We start from the raw sequence: 20,374 nt of genomic DNA, 5'->3' as shown, positions 1-20,374 counted from the left end.
GTGGACGATGATGGAACGTTAGCGTGTTTTTAACTGTCGCGACAAGCCGGGGCCAAGGCAGCGCACAGAAAAAACCCCGACATTTCTGCCAGGGTTCATTGCTTCGGTGAAGGCCAGATCAGGCCATCTTCGCCTTGCCGAAACGCTTGCGGTCATTAGCGTCGAGATAGGTCTTGCGAAGACGGATATTCTTCGGCGTCACTTCCATCAGCTCGTCGTCCTGGATCCAGGAGAGCGCGCGGTCGAGCGTCATGCGGATCGGCGGGGTCAGGCGCACGGCTTCGTCCTTGCCGGCTGAGCGGATGTTGGTGAGCTGCTTGCCCTTCAACACGTTGACCTCAAGATCGTTGTCGCGGCTATGGATGCCGATGATCATGCCAGCATAAACCTTTTCACCCGGCTCGATGATCATCGGGCCGCGGTCTTCCAGGTTGAACATCGCGTAGGCGACGGCTTCGCCGGACTGGTTGGACAGCAGAACGCCATTGGTGCGGCCGCCGATTTCGCCCTTGTAAGGCTGATAATCGTGGAACAGGCGGTTCATGATAGCGGTGCCACGGGTGTCGGTCAGAAGTTCCGACTGATAGCCGATCAGGCCGCGAGTCGGCGCGAAGAACTTGAGACGCACGCGGTTTCCGCCGGACGGACGAAGCTCGGCCAGTTCGGCCTTGCGCTCGGACATCTTCTGCACGACGACGCCGGAATGCTCCTCGTCCACGTCGATCACGACTTCTTCGATTGGCTCGAGAACATTACCGTCTTCGTCCTTGTGCATCACGACACGGGGACGCGAAACGGCAAGCTCGAAGCCTTCGCGGCGCATGGTCTCGATCAGCACGGCCAGCTGCAATTCGCCACGGCCGGAAACGAAGAACGAATCCTTGCCTTCGGATTCCTCGATCTTCAGCGCCACATTGCCTTCGGCTTCCTTGAACAGGCGGTCGCGGATGACGCGCGAGGTGACCTTGTCCCCTTCGGTGCCAGCCAGGGGTGAATCGTTGACAAGGAAGGACATGGTGACGGTAGGCGGATCGATCGGCTGGGCTTCCAGCGCTTCGGTCACGGACGGATCGCAGAACGTGTCGGCAACAGTGCCCTTGGACAGGCCGGCAATGGCGACGATATCGCCCGCATGAGCTTCTTCGATCGGCTGACGCTCAATACCGCGGAAAGCGAGGATCTTCGAGATGCGGCCGGTTTCGACCACTTTGCCATCCTGGCTGAGAACCTTGACGGCCTGGTTCGGCTTGATCGAGCCGGAATGGATACGGCCGGTGATAACGCGGCCGAGGAAGGGGTTGGCTTCGAGAAGCGTGCCGATCATGCGGAAGGCGCCATCTTCCTCGCCGACGCTTGGCTCCGGCACATGCTTAAGCACCAGGTCCAGCAGCGGAGCAAGGCCCTGGTCCTTCGGGCCTTCCGGATTGACGTTCATCCAGCCATCGCGACCCGAGCCGTAGAGGATCGGGAAGTCGAGCTGCTCGTCGGTCGCATCGAGATTGGCGAACAGATCGAAGACTTCGTTGATGACTTCTTCATGGCGCCCGTCCGGACGGTCGATCTTGTTGATCGCGACAATCGGACGGAGGCCGACCTTCAGCGCCTTGCCGACGACGAACTTGGTCTGCGGCATCGGACCTTCCGAGCTGTCGACCAGAACGATCGCGCCATCCACCATCGACAGGATGCGCTCGACTTCGCCGCCGAAGTCGGCGTGGCCGGGAGTATCGACGATGTTGATGCGGGTGCCCTTCCACTCGATAGAAGTCGCCTTGGCAAGAATAGTGATGCCGCGCTCTTTTTCGAGGTCGTTCGAATCCATCATGCGCTCAACCGTGCGCTGGTTTTCGCGGAACGAGCCGGACTGTTTCAGAATTTCGTCAACGAGAGTGGTTTTCCCATGGTCGACGTGTGCGATGATTGCGATATTTCGCATTTTCATAGTAGATGATCTCTGAGGTTTGGGCGCAAAGCCTGGGAGGCGCCGAATTCGCTTGGCGGCCTCTTAGCGGTTTTTTCGCATTTGCGAAAGGGGGCGTACCAACGAACCTCCAAATGGTGCGCCGCTCGAACTGGCGCAACCGTTAAAAGCCTTCAAATTCGGTTATCAAATACGGGAATGACCAGCCGCAGACCGGTTGCCCTACGCGTCGCTGCCGGATAGCTCCCCAACCATCGCCAGCCCCTTCTTCTTCAGCATCGCCATAGGGTCTGGCAGCTTGCCGCGAAAAGCCTTGTAAGTTTCTTCAGGATCGATCGAGCCGCCGACGGAATAGATATTGTTCTTGAGCTTGCGGGCCATGACCGGATCGAAAGCATTGCCGGTTTCTTCGAAGGCTGAAAACGCATCCGCATCCAGCACTTCCGACCACATGTAGGAATAGTATCCAGCCGAATATCCGTCGCCTGAGAAGACGTGCTGGAAATGCGGTGTGGCGTGGCGCATGACGATGGAGGTCGGCATGCCGAGTTCACTGAGAACCTCGCTTTGCACCGCCATCGGATCATCAACCGCTCCACGCGTGTGGAAAGCCATGTCGACAATAGCCGACGAGGTAAACTCCACCGTGGCGAAACCTGCATTGAAGGTCCGCGCCGCTAGGACCTTCTCAAGCAGCGCCTTCGGCATCGGCTCGCTCGTCTGGTAGTGCACCGCATATTTTTCCAGGATCTCCGGAACGGTCAGCCAATGTTCGTAGAGTTGCGAAGGCAGTTCCACGAAATCGCGCGAGACGCCGGTTCCGGAAACGGACGGATAGGTGACGTTGGACAGCATCCCGTGCAAGGCATGGCCGAATTCGTGGAAGAGGGTGCGGGCATCGTCGAGCGACAGAAGGGCGGGCTTGCCCGCCGCCGGCTTCGCAAAGTTGCAGACGTTGTAGATGATCGGCAGTTCGCCTTCGCCACCGTTCTTCGTCGGCAGCCTGTGTTGCGATTGGAAGGAACTCATCCAGGCGCCGGACCGCTTGGAGGAACGTGCGAAATAGTCGCCCAGGAAAAGCGCCTTGAGGTTACCCTCGGAATCGCGGATTTCGAATACACGCACATCAGGATGATAAGCGGGTACATCCTTAACCTCGATGGCCCTGATCCCGAAGAGACGCTCAGCGACGTCGAAACAGGCTTCGATGATCTTCTCGAGCTGCAGATAGGGCTTGAGTTCGGACTCCGAGAAGTCGAACATCCGTTGGCGTAGCTTTTCGGCATAATGGCGCCAGTCCCAAGGCATGACCGGATGGTTCTTGCCTTCTTCCGCAATCAGGCCTTCCAGGCTCGCTTGCTCCTCCAGCGCCTTGCTGCGCGCCTTGTCCCAGACCTGGCGCAGCAGCGAATTCACCTTGTCCGGCGTCTTGGCCATCGTATTGTCGAGCTTCAGCGCGGCGAAATTATCATACCCCAGCAGCTTGGCCTTCTCCGCTCTCAGCGCTAGCGTTTCGCGCACGATGGCAATATTGTCGGTCGCGCCGCCATTGGCGCCGCGCGCCGCCCAGGCCTTGAAAGCCTGCTCGCGAAGCTCGCGGCGGGTGGAAAAAGTCAGAAAAGGTTCGATGATTGAACGGGACAGCGTCACGAGATAGCCGCCCTCCTCTCCGTGCTCGCGGGCGGCCGACTGCATGGCATCCAGCAGAAAGGCGGGAAGGCCGGCGAGATCCTCCTCATCAGAAAGCTTAAGCGACCAGGCCTTTTCGTCCGCCAGGACGTTCTGACCGAAACTGGCACCCAGTCCGGCAAGTTTTTCGTTGATATCGGCTAGACGCTCCTGCTCCGCCTTGGCCAGTTTGGCGCCCGCCCGTACGAAGCCCTTCCAGTGACGTTCGAGCACGCGCTCCTGCTCGACGGTCAGGTCCAGCTCGTTACGTTTCTCCCAGAGACTATCGATGCGCGCAAAAAGCATGGCATTCATGCCGATCTTGGAATAGTGCCGGGACATCTTCGGTGCAATCTCGCGCTCCAGAGCCTGGATGGTGTCGTTCGTATGCGCACCGGCCTTGTTCCAGAAGAGCGCCGACACCCGTGAAAGCTCGTCTCCAGCAGTCTCGAAAGCCACGACAGTATTCGCAAATGTTGCTTCTTCCGGATTATTGGCGATCGCGTCGATTTCCGCTTCGTGGGCAGCCAATGCGGCGTCGAAGCTCGAAGCAAAATCCTCGTCCTTCACCTGATCGAACCGTGGCAGCCCCTGATGGCCATTCCATTCCGCAAGCGCGGGATTGATCGAGAGATTCGTCATGGGGATGCCTTTCGAGAGGGTGCGGTACTATCCCTAAAGGAGAGCCTGATCGGATTTTGCACTCGCCTTAGATGGGTAGCAAACCGGGATACGTCCAGTCAAACCGGGAACTGATCGAATTCGCCCAGCAACCTGTTTGCGATTTCCATGCTCCCGGGAAGAGAGTAAGCCCTCCTCATGATATTTTGCGAAAAGCCCACCGCCCTGCGGGCTCACCTGAGCGAGCGCATCCTGGATAGGCGCTACGACATGCCTGGCCCTCGATCTTCCTTTTCAAACCTGCCATTGGTCGGTGGCTTCTCAGGCAGCTGCAGATGAGGGCTGACACTGAAGTCCAAAAGCCAACGCCAATGAGCGAGCGGCGCACCACACTGCTCGGTGCACTCCTGACGGCGATCGGCCCCGTGTCCATGGCGATTTACACGCCCGCGATGCCGGAACTTGTCCACGCCTTTGGAACCACCGAGGCGGCTGTGAAGCTGAGCCTTTCCCTTTACTTCGGCGGCTTTGCGGTTGCGCAGCTGGTGGCGGGGCCTGTCTCGGACGCCTTTGGCCGGCGGTCGGCCAGCATCGGCTTTCTGCTGATCTACCTGGTCGGGTCGCTGATGGCAGCGCTTGCCCCGACCATCGACTGGATCCTCGCCGGCAGGCTCGTCCAAGGGATCGGTGCCTCCGTCGGCATGACGGTTGCGCGAGCGGCGGTGCGCGATCAGTTTACAGGCGTCGAGGCCTCGCGGATCATGAACATGATCGGCATCATACTGGCCATCGGGCCGGCACTTGGGCCCAGCATGGGCGGGCTTGCGCTTTCCGCCTTTGGATGGAAGTCGATCTTCCTGCTGATGATCCTGTTTGGCCTTGTCATCCTGACGAGCTGCATCCTTCTTCTCCGCGAAACCGCTGTACCGGACCGCAGCCGCCTCAGGCCGATTACCCTCTTATCGACCTATGCCATGTTGCTGGCAGATCCCCGTTTTCTCTTTCCCTCCCTGGTTCTTGGGGGCGCCATCGGCGCCCTTTATGCGCAAGGCACCATGCTGCCATTCGTGATGATCGGCGTGGTTGGGATGACGCCGACGCAGTTCGGCCTCGGAATGCTGATGCAGACCGGCTCCTACCTTACCGGGTCCGTGCTTCTGCGCCTGATCTCAACCCGGCTGGGCGGCCCGGCATCCGTCGCGATAGGGCTCGTCTGCAGTGGCGTTGGCGGCACGATGATGCTTCTCTCGGTTCTGCTACTTCCGCCGTCCTTCCTGTCCATCATGGTCCCGGTCGGTGTCTCCACCTTCGGGATCGCGTTTATCACGCCTCATATCGTTACCGCCGGCCTCGCGCCTTTTCCGAAGATGGCTGGTTCCGCTTCTGCTCTGATGGGCTTCATCCAGATGGGCGGCGGCTTTGCCGGAGGCCTGATCGCAGCCGCTTTCGCCTCGCCGCTCACCTCGATCGGCATCATCATTCCGGCCATGGAGTATATTGCGATAGGCAGTTATCTTACCTACCGCTTCGTCAGCAGGCGCCCATAGAAAAGGCCCGCATCCTTTCGGAGGCGAGCCTTTCGGTAATTGAAAGCCAATTACTTCGAGAGATTGCGCTTGGCGAGCGTGCGCAGGCGCAGCGCATTGAGCTTGATGAAGCCTGCCGCGTCCTTCTGGTCGTAAGCGCCCTGGTCGTCCTCGAAGGTGACGAGCTTGTCGGAATAAAGCGACTTGTCGCTTTCGCGGCCGATCACCATGACATTGCCCTTGTAGAGCTTCAGCGTCACTTCGCCCTCGACATGCTCCTGGCTCTTGTCGATCAGCGCCTGCAGCATTTCTCGCTCCGGCGAGAACCAGAAGCCGTAGTAGATCAGCTCCGCATAACGCGGCATCAGGTCGTCCTTGAGATGCGCGGCGCCACGATCGAGCGTGATGCTCTCGATCGCCCGGTGCGCCGCCAGCAGGATCGTGCCGCCGGGTGTCTCATAAACGCCGCGCGACTTCATGCCGACATAGCGGTTCTCCACGAGGTCGAGACGACCGATGCCGTTGTCGCGGCCGTAGTTGTTCAGCTCTGCAAGCAATGTGGCTGGCGACATCTCAATGCCGTTGATGGAGCAGGCATCGCCCTTGCGGAACCCGACCTTGATGATCGTCGCCTTGTCGGGCGCAGCCTCCGGCGAAATTGTGCGCATATGCACATATTCGGGCGCTTCCACGGCCGGGTCCTCCAGAACCTTGCCCTCCGACGAGGAGTGCAGAAGATTGGCATCGACCGAGAACGGTGCCTCGCCCTTCTTGTCCTTGGCAACCGGGATCTGGTTCTGTTCCGCAAAGTTCAGAAGATCCGTGCGGCTCTTGAAGGCCCAGTCGCGCCAGGGCGCGATGACCTTGATATCCGGGTTCAGGGCGTAAGCCGAGAGCTCGAAACGAACCTGGTCGTTGCCCTTGCCGGTCGCGCCATGCGCAATCGCGTCAGCGCCGGTCTTTTTGGCGATCTCGATCAGGTGCTTGGAAATCAGCGGGCGGGCGATCGACGTACCGAGCAGGTAAACACCCTCGTAAACGGCATTGGCACGGAACATCGGAAAAACGAAATCGCGAACGAATTCTTCGCGCACGTCCTCGATATAGATCTCCTTGATGCCGAGCATCTCCGCCTTCTTGCGGGCCGGCTCAAGCTCCTCGCCCTGGCCCAGATCGGCAGTAAAGGTCACGACTTCCGCGCCAAGTTCGGTCTGCAGCCATTTCAGGATGATCGAGGTGTCGAGACCGCCGGAATAGGCGAGAACGACCTTCTTTACGTCTTTCGGGAGTGCCATGTCGAAAAGGTCCGTCTGGGAGTGGTGGCGGTCGTGAAACCGCCAAAATCTTGGATCGCGGAACTTTTAGCGAGATTCTTTGCCCGCGCAAGAAAAACCAAACATTTCATCGCAGTGCGCGCCGCTCCCGCTGCCCCGCAATGACTTCGCCAAATCCAGCGGCTGCGGTTCCGACGCGGCCTCGCCTTTGTCGATTGCTGCGCGAATAGACTCCAGAGACTGATCTCTCCCATCAGTCCCTCCGCCATGACTTCGTTGTCACGTTGAAACTTTTGGTGAGCATCCCATATCCCGCCGGTCCTTTGAAACAGCAGCCCGCCCTAAGGAGATCACCATGTCCCCCGCTCATCCCGCTCTGAAGAAGGACAATGTCGCGGTCGTCACCGGTGCCGCATCCGGCATAGGCCTTGCCGCCGCCAAGGAGTTCGCCAGGCTCGGCATGTCTGTCGTACTGGCCGATCTCGAAGGGGATAAATTGGCAGAGGCCTGCCGCGAAGTGGCCGCGCTCGCAGAAAATGCCGGGCACGATGTCGTCGCGATCGGGACTGACGTCTCGAAAGCGGGTGAAATCGAAGCACTGGAACGGGCAGTCCTGCAGCGCTTCGGCCGGATCCACGTGCTGATGAACAATGCCGGCATCCAGCCCGGAAGCAGCATTTTCGGTCCGCAGGTCAACTGGGACAATGTGCTCGGCGTCAACCTGATGGGCGTGGTTTACGGCAGCCGTATCTTTGGCCCGGCCATGATCGCTCACGGCGAACCGGCGCTGATCATCAACACTGGTTCCAAGCAGGGTATCACGACGCCACCGGGTGATCCGGCCTATAATGTTGCCAAGGCAGGCGTGAAGGCTTTTACAGAAGCTCTGCAGCATGAACTGCGCAATACGCCGAACTGCCAGGTCTCGGCGCATCTGCTGATCCCCGGCTTCGTCTTCACGGGACTGACGAAAGGCGACCGGATCGAGAAGCCGGCCGGTGCCTGGACGCCGGAACAGACGGTGGAATTCATGGTGACGAGCATCGAGCGAGGCGACTTCTATATTCTCTGCCCCGATAACGACGTGGATCGGGCCACGGACGAACGCCGCATGGCCTGGGCGATGGGCGACATCATCGAGAACCGGCCCCCACTTTCCCGTTGGCACCCGAATTTCGCCGAAGCCTCTAAGCAGTTTATTTCAAACCGCTGATCCATTGGCAGACGTGCCAAAGCCGGATAATGAGGATTATCCAACCCGGTAAACGAGCATGTTCATGGAATTCCTGCCAAGCCTTGCTACGCTGCTTGCCTTTACAGCTGCGGCTCTTCTTCTGGCGCTGACGCCGGGACCTGACATGACCCTGTCGATCAGCCGGGCCTTGGGGCAGGGACGCGGCCCCGCTATGTTTGTCGTGCTGGGAACCAGCCTCGGCGTCGTCTGCCATACGCTATTGGTCGCTTTTGGGATTTCCGCGCTGATCACCGCCTCTCCGACTGCCTTTTTCATCCTCAAGACGGGCGGGGCCGCTTATCTCCTATGGCTGGCGATCCAGGCGGTCCGCTTCGGATCAAGCCTTTCGGTGCAGAAGGTGGACGTTCGCAAGAGCAGCGCTCTTGCCAATATGTCGGTCGGCTTCTGGGTGAATATTCTCAATCCGAAGGTCATCATCTTCTTCATGACCTTCCTGCCGCAATTCGTCACCGCAGGCGACCCGGATGTGACGGCCAAGCTAATCTTCCTCGGAATCTATTTCATCGTCATCGGCATGCCAGTGAATATCGTCGCAGTTCTGGCGGCCGATCATCTTTCGGCCTGGTTGCAGGCCAATCGACGGGTTTTGCGGGGCCTTGACTACACCATTGCCGGCGTCTTTTCCGTCTTCGCGGCGAAAATCTTCCTCACGCAGGCACGATGAGACGCACGGCCAAGGCCTCACTATCAGTCGTCGTCTTCGCCGTGCCCGGCAATCATCATCGCTTCGAAAGCGAGGCGCTCGGTCTTGCGCATACGCTCGGATTCCGACTTCAGCTGGCCGCAGGCCGCGAGAATATCGCGACCACGCGGCGTGCGGATCGGTGAGGCATAGCCGGCTTGGTTGATGAAGTCGGCGAACTTCTCGATCTGCGCCCAGTCGGAGCACTGGTAATTGGTGCCCGGCCACGGGTTGAACGGGATCAGGTTGATCTTCGCTGGCACGCCTTTGAGCAGCTGGATCAGCGCTTTCGCATCCTCCAGGCTGTCATTGACGTCCTTCAGCATCACATATTCGAAGGTGATGCGACGCGCGTTGGAAAGGCCAGGATAGTTGCGGCAGGCCTCGATCAATTCCTTCAGCGGATATTTCTTGTTGATCGGCACCAGCATGTCACGCAGTTCGTCGCGAACCGCATGCAACGAAATCGCCAGCATCACACCGATCTCTTCGCCGGTTCGGTAGATTTCCGGCACCACACCTGACGTGGACAGCGTCACCCGGCGTCTCGACAGGGACAGCCCGTCGCCATCGGTGGCGATCAGCAGAGCGGTCTTGACGCTTTCGAAATTGTAGAGCGGCTCGCCCATGCCCATCATCACGATATTGGTGACCTTGCGCTCTCCCGTCGGTACGAAAGCGCCCGGCGGCGTATCAGTGCCGGGAAAGTCGCCGAGCCGATCACGGGCCAGCAAAAGCTGCGCCAGAATTTCCTCGGCCGTCAGATTGCGCACCAGGCGCTGCGTGCCCGTATGGCAGAAGGAACAGGTCAGCGAACAGCCGACCTGGCTGGAAATGCACAGCGTGCCGCGGCCTTCTTCCGGAATATAGACCGTCTCGATCTCGACGGGGCGGCCGGCGCCGCGCGGCGGAAACCGCAGCAGCCATTTGCGCGTACCGTCATTGGAGATCTGTTCCTCGACGATCTCTGGGCGGGCAATGGTGAAATGCTGCTTCAGCATTTCCCGCATGTCCTTGGCGACATTCGTCATCGCGTCGAAGTCGGAAACGCCGCGGATGTACAGCCAGTGCCACAGCTGGCTGACGCGCATGCGCACCTGCTTTTCCGGTACACCCTTTTCCTTCAGCGCATCGGCCATCATTTCGCGCGTCAAGCCGATCAGCGACGGCTTTGCCGTAAAGAGATCCGGATTCGCCACAAGCGGCGCCTTGATGGCGACGGGCGCCAAAGCTTCGGAGACTGCCATTCTACATCCCATCAACGCATGACCTTCTTCCGTTCTCTCGGAACGGAAAGACCAGGGCATGTCTGTGCGTGAAACCTGTATTGGTCCAAAAGGCACCAGGGCGTCGGACCATTGTCGAGGCGGGCTTTATCATCAAATCGGTGCGGCGTCACCATACTTTGCAAACAGGAGAAGGCCGGTCCCTGACCAGCCTCTTCAAACTCTTGCCGTCGACGATCTTATTTGCAGGACTCGACCTGCTTCAGAGCCGCGGAAACACCCTGCAGATTATAGGCATAGGTGGTCTTGGTGCCGCGGCCCGACACCGCATTGACGGTCATATTGTGACCCGTCTTCATGGCCGCAACCAGTGCCGGCTCTTCCGCAGCATTTTCCACCCAGGCTGCTTTGTCCTTGGTAAACATGGTGAAGTTCTTGTTGTCGATCGTCACCGTCACCTTGGAATTGGCCTGCATCGTATAGCCCATCATCGCCTGCGGCTCGTAGGAGATGTTCTGACCCGGGCGCTGGGAAACGATGAAGAAGATATCACCGTGGTCGACGCTCGCCGGCTCCTTGGTGGTCGGAACCGAAAGAACGTAGCAGACCGTGCTGGCTCCAGACTTGTATGAATAGGCCCCCCACGCCTTGAACTGCTGGATGCGGTTCGGCGTCTGGGCGGAAGCGAGGCCGGCACTTACGACCGTGAGTGCCAGGGCGATTGCAACTGTTCTTACAGACATGGTCTCCTGCCAATTTTGGTATTGAGGTGCCTGGGCTGGCGCGCCTTGTCAGCCCTGGTCATAGTTGGTTCATTTTGACTTAACTCTGGTTACTAAAGCGTCAACACCCGTTGTCCCAACTGCGGAATGCGTCAAGCGTCGTCACATCCGCGTGACCGGCCCGAGGCCTGTCTCCAAGACACCTTGTTCAGCAGTGACTTTTTGTTCTCGTGCCAGCAGTGACACAAGGATTTAGGCAGGAGTTTGTTCTTCCCGAAACTCCTTTCTTGACATTAGAATGGACGAAAATAGCGCAGCTTCACCAGAAAGCCTTTGCAGGTAGATGCACCGGAACGAAAAAGACCACTTCGCCCGCTTGACGAAGGCAGTGGCCGAGCAACGTGATCAGGCGGCATTCACCATGCTTTTCGATCACTTTGCGCCGCGTTTGAAGTCCTGGCTGCTGAAGCGCGGCCTGAATGCGGACGAGGCCGAAGAACTGGTGCAGGAGGTGATGGCCGTGCTCTGGCACCGGGCCGCTCTTTATGACCCAGCCCGGTCTTCTCTTTCGACCTGGCTGTTCCGCATCGCCCGCAACCGCCAGATCGACGCCAGGCGCCGAGCAAGCAATCGACATCTGAACGGACACGAGCCCCTCTTGCATCCGCTGGACGTGCCGGGCGTTGACACGCTGCTGGAAAGCGAGGAGCGGGATGCCCGGGTCCGCCAGGCTCTAGCCGAAATTCCGGACGATCAGATGACGCTGGTTCAGGCAGCCTATTTCCTCGGTCAGTCGCATTCGCAGATAGCTGCCTCGACCGGATTGCCGCTCGGAACGGTCAAGTCCCGCATCCGGCTCGCTTTCGAGCGGCTGCGTCGCGCCCTGCAGGAGCCCTCATCCCCGTCCTGACGGAGCGGCACCATCGGCAGAAGCTTCGGCAGCGATGTCGGGATGATCGGCAAGGTGCCGGTCGGCTGCATCGTAGTGGCGGTCTGCAATATAACCCTGAATGAGACGGAGGGCAGCCGCCAGCACCGCCACATCATCGGTGAAGCCAACCAGCGCGAAGATGTCGGGCAGAACGTCGAACGGCATGACGAAATAAGCGAGTGCCGCCAGAAGCAGGCCACGCACCCTTGCCGGCGTTTGTGGGTCCAGTGCGCAGTAATAGGCAGCAACAAGGTCCCGGGTGAAGGGTACGCGACGAACGGCCCGCTTGAGTGTTGGCCAGAACCGCGCCCGGATGCTCTTCTCTCGGCGCTCCTGCGTCTGCTCGTCGCCGGGCAGCAAAATCTCGCCGATCTTCACCTCGTCCATGCTCGCTCCGTCTGCTGAACACTGATGTGATTGAATTTGGGAGCTTCCACCATGAAGTTCAAATACGGCGGGAGAAAGCCTTGTCCATGGCGCGCGCCAGTTTGAAGTCCCGGTCGGTCAGGCTGTTGGCGACATGGGTTGTAAGCGTCACGTCGACCGTGGAATAGCTGTTGGACCAGTCCGGATGATGATCCAGCTTCTCGGCTTTCAGCGCGCACTCGGTCATGAAGGCGAAGGCCTCGGCGAAGTTCTTGAATTTGAATGACCTGGAGATCCTGTCGCCGGCTTCTCCAAGCTGCCACCCGTCGAGTGTCGACAACTGGTTTTGAACAGCCGCCTGATCCAGCTTTTCGTAAGTCATGATCCTTACAGGAAGCCTTTCGCCACGGCCATGTCGCCGTCATGGGCATAGCCGTAATTCGTTTCCCGCAGCGGGAAGATCTCTTCCGTCAGATAAGGCCCGCCGCCGACCGATTCCTTGGAAGACATCAAGACAAAACGGGAAACGGCAAAAGGTGCCGTATAAAAATTACCGCGACCGGAAAGGTAGTGCACGACATCGTCAAGCCGGCAGTGCTTCAGCCTGGCCAGCGTCACATGCGGCGTGAATTTGCGCGGATCGGGCGGCAGTCCGATGCGCTGGCATATCCGTTCAATCTCCGCCTGCAACGAATGCATCTCGGGCGAAGGTGCAACGCCGGCCCAGACGGAATGGGGTTTTTTCGATCCAAAGGATCCTATGCTCGTCAGTGCCGTCTGGAATTCCGGCCGCTCGATCCTGTCCAGCCGGTCGACGATTTCGTCCGCCGTACGGCCATCGACGTCGCCGATGAAGCGCAGAGTGATGTGGTAGTTCTCCACATCGATCCAACGTGCACCGGGCAGGCCGCCGCGCAGCAGCGAAAGGCTCATAGCTACATTGCGCGGAACTTCGAGGGCGGTGAAAAGTCTCGGCACAGGGACCTCCTCGAATCTATTGCAGGTGCTAACAGCGGATCATGCCGCGGAGTTCCGTGCAAGCTGTTATTTTCGCTTCGCTTGGATGTCCCCCAAGAAGGTTTCGACTGCCGGTAGCGACCTCTCGACCATGGTCGCCACGCCTTGGGGATTGGGATGCATGCCGTCCGAAAGCTGAAGGTCGGCAACGGTTGTGACGCCGTCTAAGAAGAACGGATAGAGCGGAATGCCATGCTTCTCAGCAAGCTTTTGGTAGATCGGGTTGAACCGCTGCCCGTATTCGCTGCCCATATTCGGAGGGGCCAGCATGCCGGCTAGAAAGACGGCAATGCCGCGTGCCTTCAACCGGGTGATCATCGCGTCCAGGTTCTTTTCCGATTGTTCGGGAGCAATGCCGCGCAGTGCGTCATTGGCGCCCAGCTCGAGAATGACACCGTCGGTTCCGTCCGGCACCGACCAGTCGATGCGCGATAGGCCGCCGGTCGTCGTATCGCCGGACACGCCCGCATTGGTGACGACGACGCTTCTGCCCTTTGCTTTCAGGGCCGCTTCAAGCTGTGCCGTGTAGGATTCCGATGGCGCAAGTTGGTAGCCGGCCATCAGGCTGTCTCCGAACCCGACCAGTTGCACGGCACGCTCCTGCGCCGCCGCCGGGAGCGCCGCCAACGAAAGCGCCGACATGACGATGAAGTGAAGCAGGCTTGCTTTAAAACTCACGATCGGTCTCCTAGATCTGGCGCTACCGCATTGCGGCATCGGCTTTCGCTTCTACGGCCAATATAGGAAGGTTCCCTTTGACTAAAACCATCATCACCCTGAAGAAGGCCGATCTAACGCTCGGTAATGTGGCGGCTAGGGTGCATGTTCTCAAAGGGATCGATCTCGACATCCAGGCGGGAGAAGCAGTTGGCATCGTCGGCCCATCGGGCTCCGGCAAGTCGACGCTGCTCATGGTGCTCGCCGGGCTGGAGCGGCTGGATAGCGGAGAGATCATCATCAACGATGCGCCGCTTCACAGCCTCTCGGAGGACGCACTGGCCGACTTCCGCGGAAAGAATATCGGCATCGTCTTTCAATCCTTTCATCTCATCGCCAACATGACCGCGCTCGAGAATGTCGCCGTGCCGCTCGAGCTGGCGAATGTCAGGGATGCTTTCGACATCGCCAAGGCGGAACTGACGGCGGTCGGCCTCGGCGAAAGGCTCAATCATTATCCGGGCCAGCTGTCGGGAGGCGAGCAGCAGCGCGTTGCCATTGCCAGGGCGCTGGCCCCCTCGCCTTCCGTCCTGATTGCCGACGAACCGACGGGAAATCTTGACACGGAAACGGGCCGGCAGATCGCCGATCTTTTATTCGCCAAACAGGCCGAACGGGGCATGACCATGCTGCTCGTCACCCACGACAATGCCCTGGCTGCTCGCTGCTCCCGTCAGATCCGGGTCCGTTCGGGCGAGATTGTCTCGGACGGTGCCGGCCATGTGTCGGCGCAGGCGGTACCCGCATGAGTCTGGCCGTTTCCCGCCTTTCGATCTCCTTTCGCCTTGCCCTGAGGGAAATGCGCGGCGGATTGAGCGGCTTCTATATATTTCTTGCCTGCATTGCGCTTGGCACAGGGGCGATTGCCGCGGTAAATTCGGTTTCGCGCTCGATCACGGAAGCGATTGCAGGCCAGGGTCAGGAAATCCTGGCGGGCGACATCCGCCTCGAGCTGAACAATCGGGAAGCGAGCCAGCAGGAGCGAAGCTTTCTGGATTCTCTGGGCCAGGTGTCCGTCACGACCGGCCTGCGGTCCATGGCGAGAAAGCCTGACGGAAGCGATCAGGCCCTGGTCGAGGTCAAAGCCGTTGATGGCGCCTATCCGCTCTACGGAAGCTTCAAGGCGGAGCCGGACAAGCCGCTTGCGGAACTCTTGGGTAAACGAGGCGAGACTTTCGGCGCTGTCGTTGCGCCATTGCTTCTGGAGCGCCTGGGTCTGAAACAGGGCGATGAACTGCTTCTGGGCAATGCCAGGATCATCCTGAATGGCACCATTATCAACGAGCCAGATTCACTTTCGGACGGTTTTGGTTTTGCGCCCCGGCTGCTGCTCAGCCGCGATGCACTGGCGGCCTCCGGCCTGGTCTCCACCGGCAGCCTTGTCGAGCACGCCTACAAGATACGCCTGAAGGATCCTGCCAACCGTTCCGCCCTTACTGCCCGCGCCAACAGCGAATTTCCAAGCGCCGGCTGGTCGGTCCGCACGAGCGACCGTGCTGCGCCATCGCTGGCTGAAAATGTCGATCGGTTTTCCCAGTTCCTGACCCTGGTCGGGCTGACGGCACTGATTGTCGGTGGGGTCGGGGTGGCCAATGCCGTACGCGCCTTCCTGGATGCCAAGCGTACGACGATCGCCACCTTTAAATGCCTTGGCGCACCAGCCGCCGTGGTGACGCAGATCTATCTCATTCAGATCATGATGCTTGCCATTATCGGTATCACGATAGGCGTGGCGATAGGTGCTGCAGCGCCCTTCATCGCGCTACAGTTCCTGGAAGGCGTCCTGCCCGTTCCCAAGGAAGTCACCTTCTATCCCTCGGCTCTGGCGGTCGCTGCCCTGTTCGGGCTGCTGATTACCTTTGCTTTCGCCGTTCTGCCTCTCGGCCATGCACGCGAAGTGCCGGCAACGGCTCTCTTCCGCGAACAAAGCTTCGATGCGGCACGGCTGCCGTCATGGCCATACCTGCTCGCGGCCGGGCTGGCGCTGACAGCCCTGGCGGCTCTTGCGATCTTCTCGGCCGAAGACCGATTCGTTGCGTCGGTCTTCCTGGCCGCCGTTGCCGGTGCCTTCATCCTGCTTCGGCTCGTGGCGGCGCTGATTTCGGCCATTGCCCGCAGAAGCCCGCGCGTCAACTCGCCGGCGCTGAGGCTGGCCATAGCCAATATCCATCGTCCAGGTGCGCTGACGCCATCCGTCGTGCTGTCTCTCGGCCTCGGCCTTGCGCTGCTGGTCACGCTGGCGCTGATCGATGGCAATATGCGCCGTCAACTGACCGGCAATATTGCTGACAAGGCCCCGAACTTTTTCTTTGTCGACATTCAGGGGCCGGAGCGCGAAGGCTTTGTCAGCATCCTCAAGCAGCAATCGCCCAAGGGCGTGGTGACTCAGGTCCCCATGCTGCGTGGCCGGATCCTCGCCTTCAACGGCAAGGATGTGGCGCAGATGAATGTTCCTCCGGCCGGTCGATGGGTGCTGCGCGGAGATCGCGGCATCACCTATGAAGAAAAGCTTCCGGAACGCTCGATAGTGACTGAGGGTAAATGGTGGCCGGCGGACTATTCGGGGGAACCTTCTGTCTCCTTTTCAGCCGAGGAGGCCAGCGAGCTTGGCCTCAAGCTCGGCGATACGGTGACAGTCAACGTGCTTGGCCGCAACATCACCGCGCGGATCGCCAATTTCCGCAAGGTCGAATGGGAATCGCTTTCCATCAATTTCGTGATGGTCTTCTCACCGAACACCTTCCGCGGGGCGCCGCATGCCTGGCTCGCCACCTTGAGCGATCCGGCCGCGACGGCCCAGCAGGAAGCGCAGATCTTGCGGGCCGTTACCAATGCTTACCCGACGATCACCAGCGTCCGCGTCAAGGACGCGATCAGCATCGTCGACCAGCTCATCGGCCAGCTGGCGACCGCCATCCGTGCGGCGGCAGCCGTCGCGCTCATTGCCTCTGTTCTGGTTCTTTCCGGAGCGCTTGCCGCCGGCAACCGTGCGCGCACCCATGATGCCATCATCCTCAAGACGCTGGGTGCCACGCGCAACATGCTGATCCGCGCCTTCAGCTACGAATATATGATACTCGGCGCCGCCACCGCCGTGTTTGCGCTTTTTGCAGGCGGCGTTTCGGCCTGGTTCGTAGTCAGCAGGATCATGAAACTGCCCTCAACCTTCCTCCCCGACGTGGCGATCGTCACCTTGGCGGCCTCCCTGCTGCTGACGGTGGGGATAGGGCTTGCGGGCACTTGGCGCATCTTGGGCCAGAAGGCGGCGCCGGTGCTGCGCGAGCTGTGATGCGGCTCACAGTCTATTGAACGGCGGCGCCGGGTAAGCAGCATCAACCTGATGATCTTTCGGCGTATTCGCGGTTCCAGGCGGGTGCGCTTTTCAGGCGTTACACCTCTTGTATGTGTAACGGTCTCGCATCATATTTAACGGCAGCTTGCTGAAGCTCCGCAGCGGCGCCCAGGTTCTAATAAAAGGACCCGACACCGTGACCAATTCCGGAGCTCAAAGAGGAAACAATGGCTGACTTCAACAACTACCAGAACCGGACGGCGCAGGCCCGCGCCCAGTCTGGTGGGATGATCGATGAGGGCCTGCGCGCCTACATGCTGAAGGTCTACAACCTGATGGCACTCGGACTGGCGATCACCGGCGTAGCGGCCTTCCTGACTTGGCAGATGGCAGTAGCGGATGGACAGCTCACGCCGTTCGGACAGCTTCTTTACACCAGCCCGCTGCGCTGGGTGGTAATGCTGGCTCCGCTGGCCGTGGTCTTCTTCCTGAGCTTCCGTATCAACTCGATGAGCGTTGCAGCCGCCCAGGCCACCTTCTGGGGTTATGCCGCGCTGATGGGTCTGTCGCTCTCGTCGATCTTCCTGATCTTTACCGGTCAGAGCATCGTCCAGACCTTCTTCATCACCGCAGCTTCCTTCGGCGCTCTGTCGCTCTACGGCTATACGACGAAGAGAAGCCTATCGGGCATGGGCTCGTTCCTGATCATGGGTCTGTTCGGCCTGATCATCGCCTCGCTGGTCAACATCTTCCTGGCTTCGTCCGCACTTGGCTTTGCCATTTCAGCAATCGGCGTGCTGATCTTTGCCGGCCTGACCGCCTACGACACGCAGAAGATCAAGGAAATGTACTATGATGCCGACGACGTCGCCGTCATGGGCCGCAAGGCGATCATGGGCGCTCTGACGCTTTACCTCGACTTCATCAACCTCTTCACCTTCCTGCTGCAGTTCATGGGCAACCGCAACAACTGATAAGGCAGGATCCGAATGGGAAAGGCGGCCTCCGGGTCGCCTTTTTTATTGCTCGCAGCTGCGGTGCAACATAGGCTTGCGCATCACTCCAATCGATGTGCCGCCATGACATTCAGCCTTCGCGATGCACTTCCCTCCGATCTTCCCGTCATCACAGAAATCTACCGCGAAAGCGTGTTGAACGGCGTGGCGAGCTACGAAATCACTCCTCCCGAAGAAACGGAAATGACCGCCCGCTTTGAGGCGATCAAAGGAAAAGGCTATCCCTATATCGTCGCCGAAGACGATGCGGGAGCTGTGCTCGGCTACGCGTATGCTTCTGCCTTCCGGACCAGGCCGGCCTATCGGTGGCTTGTCGAGGATTCCATCTATCTTGCGCCGGCAGCGCAGGGCCGCGGGCTAGGCAAGGCGCTCCTGAAGGAACTGCTGGTGCGGTGTGAAAAGCTGGGCTTCCGGCAGATGGTCGCCGTAATCGGCGGCGCCAGTCCCGCTTCGGTCGGCTTGCACCAGAGCCTCGGCTTCGAGCTCACCGGAACGCTGAAAGGCACCGGCTTCAAGCACGGCCGCTGGCTGGATACCGCCATCATGCAAATCGCCTTGGGCGAAGGCACCGGCACGGCACCTGATCCGACGGCGTATCCCGGCTCGATCTTCGCGGGATGACTGCCTATTTGATCAGCTTCAACACCTTGTTGAAGACCTTGAGGACCTGCGGTAATTCATGGCCGCGCTTCAAGACGGTGCCATGCGTGTTCAACACGCAATAGGCGCCCTGTTTCCCGGCAAGCTTCGGGTTCTTCTCGATCCGGAAGAGCGGCAGTTCGCCCGACCGCTTGAAGATGGAGAAGACGGCCCGATCCTTCAGGTGGTCGATCGCATAGTCTTTCCATTCGCCTTCTCCCACCATGCGGCCATAGATCCACAAGATCGCGTCCAGCTCTTGACGATGAAAGGTGATCGGTGCAGGATCGCGGCCCTGGCGGTATTCGCTGAGATTGACGAGCACGCCTGCATCCTGGCTTGCCTCGCCTCCTGACAAATCAGGCTGATCAGTCATTAATGCTCCAGTCGTAAATGTCAGACCTGTGACAGTTTGCCCGAGCCACCTTAAAATGCAACCCCGAAGACCACATGCGAGACTGGCGCAGAGTTTTTAATCTCGCCCTATTTCGAACAAAACCGCGCCCGAATTTTCAGCGATTCTCTCAGCGTTGGTTGGCGCGTTTTTAGCGCCATATGGTCCGGTTCGTTGCATTGACCCTTACCCCCAGCCCCCCAATGTCTCGGGCCGGGCCGCCAACCTTACGGCAGCGCTCACAGTCAATTTTTCTTTCGGCCGGCCATTAATACGGTTGCGCCCAATATGGCTGCGGGTTCGCCGCTCGGACCGGAAGCCTGCAGCAGGATAGCGCAGCCGTCCTTTTTCGACTTGCCCATGATCTTGCCGGGCAGTGTCAGTTTCATGCTCTTGCCGTTCCACATGCCGACGGACTGAACGTCATAGACGCTGTGCCAATAATCCATGTGCTTGCCGCTGTTTTCGCCCTTGGTCACCTCGATCTGCTGGCGCTTGGTGAAATAGGCCACCACGACTTCCGCTTCCCCCTGGCCTTCGCCGATCTCGATCTCGATCTCGTCGCCGCGCATGGCCGCAGTCACGGGAATGTTCAGGCCCTGGCCATTCTGGCGCAGGCTCTCAACTTTGCCGTTGATGCCTGAAAGATCTGTGCCTTTGACATGGTCGCGGCCATTGATGACCGCCTGCGGCGTGTAAACCCCGCTGCGGCCCATGGTCTTGGCATAGCCATACTGCCGTTCGGTATTTTCCTTCGAGCTCAAGGTATCGGCCCAGCCGAGATAGTTCCAGTAATCAACATGATATGAGAGAGCGACGACATCGCCTTGCGCCACCAGTTCTCCGAAGGTTGCATCGGCGGGCGGGCAGGACGAACAGCCCTGCGATGTGAAAAGCTCGACCACGCCCTTCGGTGTCCGCGATTCGCCCGCCAGCACCCCATCCGCGATGAGCAGGCTGGCAAGAATGAAAACGGCACGAACAGGCAAAGGCATTGAGCTGACCTTATATCGGTTTATCTGTTATCCACGATGACTCGCGAGATGATCAAGGCCTTAACGCCCGGAGGGCCGAAACTAACCGGCCAAAAGCTTCAATCGGAAGTAA

19 protein-coding genes are annotated in these 20,374 nt (G+C 59.5%); 8 read left to right on the top strand and 11 right to left on the bottom strand.

Annotated features, from left to right (window positions below; genetic code table 11):
• Positions 1 to 118: 118 nt before the first annotated feature.
• Entirely contained in the window at positions 119 to 1,942 is a 1,824-nt protein-coding gene (typA, locus tag E2F50_RS16690) for a translational GTPase TypA (protein ID WP_133317313.1), read from the bottom strand.
• A 201-nt stretch (positions 1,943 to 2,143) separates the two neighbouring features.
• Positions 2,144 to 4,231, bottom strand: a complete 2,088-nt coding sequence (locus E2F50_RS16685) for a M3 family metallopeptidase (RefSeq protein ID WP_133317312.1) — start codon at positions 4,229 to 4,231, stop codon at positions 2,144 to 2,146.
• Positions 4,232 to 4,581: 350 nt separating this feature from the next.
• Between E2F50_RS16685 and E2F50_RS16680 the strand changes: the two genes are divergently transcribed.
• Entirely contained in the window at positions 4,582 to 5,757 is a 1,176-nt protein-coding gene (locus tag E2F50_RS16680; protein WP_133317453.1) for a multidrug effflux MFS transporter, read from the top strand.
• Positions 5,758 to 5,807: 50 nt separating this feature from the next.
• On the opposite strand, the gene E2F50_RS16675 is transcribed toward E2F50_RS16680, so the two are convergent.
• Positions 5,808 to 7,031, bottom strand: coding sequence for an argininosuccinate synthase (locus tag E2F50_RS16675; RefSeq protein ID WP_133317311.1), 1,224 nt, complete (start codon positions 7,029 to 7,031; stop codon positions 5,808 to 5,810).
• Positions 7,032 to 7,365: 334 nt separating this feature from the next.
• Between E2F50_RS16675 and E2F50_RS16670 the strand changes: the two genes are divergently transcribed.
• Positions 7,366 to 8,223, top strand: coding sequence for an SDR family NAD(P)-dependent oxidoreductase (locus E2F50_RS16670; RefSeq protein ID WP_133317310.1), 858 nt, complete (start codon positions 7,366 to 7,368; stop codon positions 8,221 to 8,223).
• Positions 8,224 to 8,287: 64 nt separating this feature from the next.
• Positions 8,288 to 8,929 carry a LysE family translocator gene (locus tag E2F50_RS16665; RefSeq protein WP_133317309.1) on the top strand — a complete coding sequence of 214 codons (642 nt, stop codon included), beginning with the start codon at positions 8,288 to 8,290 and terminating at the stop codon, positions 8,927 to 8,929.
• 23 nt (positions 8,930 to 8,952) lie between these two features.
• Here E2F50_RS16665 and rlmN read toward each other — a convergent pair whose 3' ends face one another.
• Together rlmN and E2F50_RS16655 are read right to left on the bottom strand one after the other, a co-directional pair.
• Positions 8,953 to 10,194, bottom strand: coding sequence for a dual-specificity RNA methyltransferase RlmN (gene rlmN / locus E2F50_RS16660; RefSeq protein ID WP_133317308.1), 1,242 nt, complete (start codon positions 10,192 to 10,194; stop codon positions 8,953 to 8,955).
• Positions 10,195 to 10,412: 218 nt separating this feature from the next.
• The gene (locus tag E2F50_RS16655; protein WP_133317307.1) at positions 10,413 to 10,916 is read right to left on the bottom strand and encodes an invasion associated locus B family protein; all 504 of its coding nucleotides are present in this window, start codon (positions 10,914 to 10,916) and stop codon (positions 10,413 to 10,415) included.
• Between the two features lie 322 nt (positions 10,917 to 11,238).
• Here E2F50_RS16655 and E2F50_RS16650 point away from each other — a divergent pair, with 322 nt between their 5' ends.
• A complete protein-coding gene (locus tag E2F50_RS16650) occupies positions 11,239 to 11,805 on the top strand; it encodes a sigma-70 family RNA polymerase sigma factor (protein WP_133317306.1) in 567 nt (188 codons plus the stop codon).
• Here E2F50_RS16650 and E2F50_RS16645 read toward each other — a convergent pair.
• From E2F50_RS16645 to E2F50_RS16630, 4 genes are all read right to left on the bottom strand, one after another.
• Entirely contained in the window at positions 11,791 to 12,213 is a 423-nt protein-coding gene (locus tag E2F50_RS16645; RefSeq protein ID WP_133317305.1) for a YkvA family protein, read from the bottom strand. The two genes, E2F50_RS16650 and E2F50_RS16645, sit on opposite strands and share 15 nt — an antisense overlap.
• Positions 12,214 to 12,271: 58 nt before the next feature.
• Complete coding sequence (locus E2F50_RS16640; RefSeq protein WP_133317304.1) at positions 12,272 to 12,574, bottom strand: 4a-hydroxytetrahydrobiopterin dehydratase; 303 nt, start codon at positions 12,572 to 12,574, stop codon at positions 12,272 to 12,274.
• Positions 12,575 to 12,579: 5 nt separating this feature from the next.
• Positions 12,580 to 13,170, bottom strand: a complete 591-nt coding sequence (thpR, locus tag E2F50_RS16635) for an RNA 2',3'-cyclic phosphodiesterase (RefSeq protein ID WP_133317303.1) — start codon at positions 13,168 to 13,170, stop codon at positions 12,580 to 12,582.
• A 66-nt stretch (positions 13,171 to 13,236) separates the two neighbouring features.
• Entirely contained in the window at positions 13,237 to 13,887 is a 651-nt protein-coding gene (locus E2F50_RS16630; RefSeq protein ID WP_133317302.1) for an arylesterase, read from the bottom strand.
• Positions 13,888 to 13,964: 77 nt separating this feature from the next.
• On the opposite strand from E2F50_RS16630, the gene E2F50_RS16625 reads away from it, so the two are divergent.
• The 4 genes from E2F50_RS16625 to E2F50_RS16610 all read left to right on the top strand — a co-directional run bounded on the left by E2F50_RS16625 (position 13,965) and on the right by E2F50_RS16610 (position 18,855).
• Positions 13,965 to 14,675 (top strand): ABC transporter ATP-binding protein, encoded by a 711-nt coding sequence (locus E2F50_RS16625; protein ID WP_133317301.1) that lies wholly within the window; start codon positions 13,965 to 13,967, stop codon positions 14,673 to 14,675.
• Entirely contained in the window at positions 14,672 to 17,215 is a 2,544-nt protein-coding gene (locus E2F50_RS16620; RefSeq protein WP_133317300.1) for an ABC transporter permease, read from the top strand. Before E2F50_RS16625 ends, E2F50_RS16620 begins: the two co-directional genes overlap by 4 nt.
• Before the next feature lie 230 nt (positions 17,216 to 17,445).
• Positions 17,446 to 18,192 (top strand): Bax inhibitor-1/YccA family protein, encoded by a 747-nt coding sequence (locus E2F50_RS16615; RefSeq protein ID WP_133317299.1) that lies wholly within the window; start codon positions 17,446 to 17,448, stop codon positions 18,190 to 18,192.
• A gap of 105 nt (positions 18,193 to 18,297) precedes the next feature.
• The gene (locus E2F50_RS16610) at positions 18,298 to 18,855 is read left to right on the top strand and encodes a GNAT family N-acetyltransferase (protein ID WP_133317298.1); all 558 of its coding nucleotides are present in this window, start codon (positions 18,298 to 18,300) and stop codon (positions 18,853 to 18,855) included.
• A 4-nt stretch (positions 18,856 to 18,859) separates the two neighbouring features.
• Here the strand turns inward: E2F50_RS16610 and E2F50_RS16605 are convergent, their stop codons facing one another.
• On the bottom strand, positions 18,860 to 19,249 hold the full coding sequence (locus E2F50_RS16605) for a DUF2794 domain-containing protein (RefSeq protein ID WP_133317297.1): 390 nt from the start codon (positions 19,247 to 19,249) through the stop codon (positions 18,860 to 18,862).
• A 263-nt stretch (positions 19,250 to 19,512) separates the two neighbouring features.
• On the bottom strand, positions 19,513 to 20,262 hold the full coding sequence (locus tag E2F50_RS16600; protein ID WP_133317296.1) for a DUF1223 domain-containing protein: 750 nt from the start codon (positions 20,260 to 20,262) through the stop codon (positions 19,513 to 19,515).
• Positions 20,263 to 20,374 lie beyond the last annotated feature (112 nt).

It is taken from the genome of Rhizobium deserti (assembly GCF_004358025.1).
GTDB classification, from domain to species: domain Bacteria; phylum Pseudomonadota; class Alphaproteobacteria; order Rhizobiales; family Rhizobiaceae; genus Neorhizobium; species Neorhizobium deserti.
The sequence above is the reverse complement of the archived record's forward strand: the minus strand, read 5'-3'. Positions and strand labels throughout refer to the sequence as shown.

What these genes read in the sequence shown, in the direction of transcription:
- E2F50_RS16675 (WP_133317311.1), bottom strand. Translation starts at nt 7,031, where the DNA reads ATGGCACTCCCGAAAGACGTAAAGAAGGTCGTTCTCGCCTATTCCGGC.
- E2F50_RS16615 (WP_133317299.1), top strand. Translation starts at nt 17,446, where the DNA reads ATGGCTGACTTCAACAACTACCAGAACCGGACGGCGCAGGCCCGCGCC.
- E2F50_RS16640 (WP_133317304.1), bottom strand. Translation starts at nt 12,574, where the DNA reads ATGACTTACGAAAAGCTGGATCAGGCGGCTGTTCAAAACCAGTTGTCG.
- E2F50_RS16600 (WP_133317296.1), bottom strand. Translation starts at nt 20,262, where the DNA reads ATGCCTTTGCCTGTTCGTGCCGTTTTCATTCTTGCCAGCCTGCTCATC.
- E2F50_RS16680 (WP_133317453.1), top strand. Translation starts at nt 4,582, where the DNA reads ATGAGCGAGCGGCGCACCACACTGCTCGGTGCACTCCTGACGGCGATC.
- typA (WP_133317313.1), bottom strand. Translation starts at nt 1,942, where the DNA reads ATGAAAATGCGAAATATCGCAATCATCGCACACGTCGACCATGGGAAA.
- E2F50_RS16645 (WP_133317305.1), bottom strand. Translation starts at nt 12,213, where the DNA reads ATGGACGAGGTGAAGATCGGCGAGATTTTGCTGCCCGGCGACGAGCAG.
- E2F50_RS16610 (WP_133317298.1), top strand. Translation starts at nt 18,298, where the DNA reads ATGACATTCAGCCTTCGCGATGCACTTCCCTCCGATCTTCCCGTCATC.
- E2F50_RS16620 (WP_133317300.1), top strand. Translation starts at nt 14,672, where the DNA reads ATGAGTCTGGCCGTTTCCCGCCTTTCGATCTCCTTTCGCCTTGCCCTG.
- rlmN (WP_133317308.1), bottom strand. Translation starts at nt 10,194, where the DNA reads ATGGCAGTCTCCGAAGCTTTGGCGCCCGTCGCCATCAAGGCGCCGCTT.
- E2F50_RS16670 (WP_133317310.1), top strand. Translation starts at nt 7,366, where the DNA reads ATGTCCCCCGCTCATCCCGCTCTGAAGAAGGACAATGTCGCGGTCGTC.
- E2F50_RS16650 (WP_133317306.1), top strand. Translation starts at nt 11,239, where the DNA reads ATGCACCGGAACGAAAAAGACCACTTCGCCCGCTTGACGAAGGCAGTG.
- E2F50_RS16685 (WP_133317312.1), bottom strand. Translation starts at nt 4,231, where the DNA reads ATGACGAATCTCTCGATCAATCCCGCGCTTGCGGAATGGAATGGCCAT.
- E2F50_RS16655 (WP_133317307.1), bottom strand. Translation starts at nt 10,916, where the DNA reads ATGTCTGTAAGAACAGTTGCAATCGCCCTGGCACTCACGGTCGTAAGT.
- E2F50_RS16605 (WP_133317297.1), bottom strand. Translation starts at nt 19,249, where the DNA reads ATGACTGATCAGCCTGATTTGTCAGGAGGCGAGGCAAGCCAGGATGCA.
- E2F50_RS16665 (WP_133317309.1), top strand. Translation starts at nt 8,288, where the DNA reads ATGGAATTCCTGCCAAGCCTTGCTACGCTGCTTGCCTTTACAGCTGCG.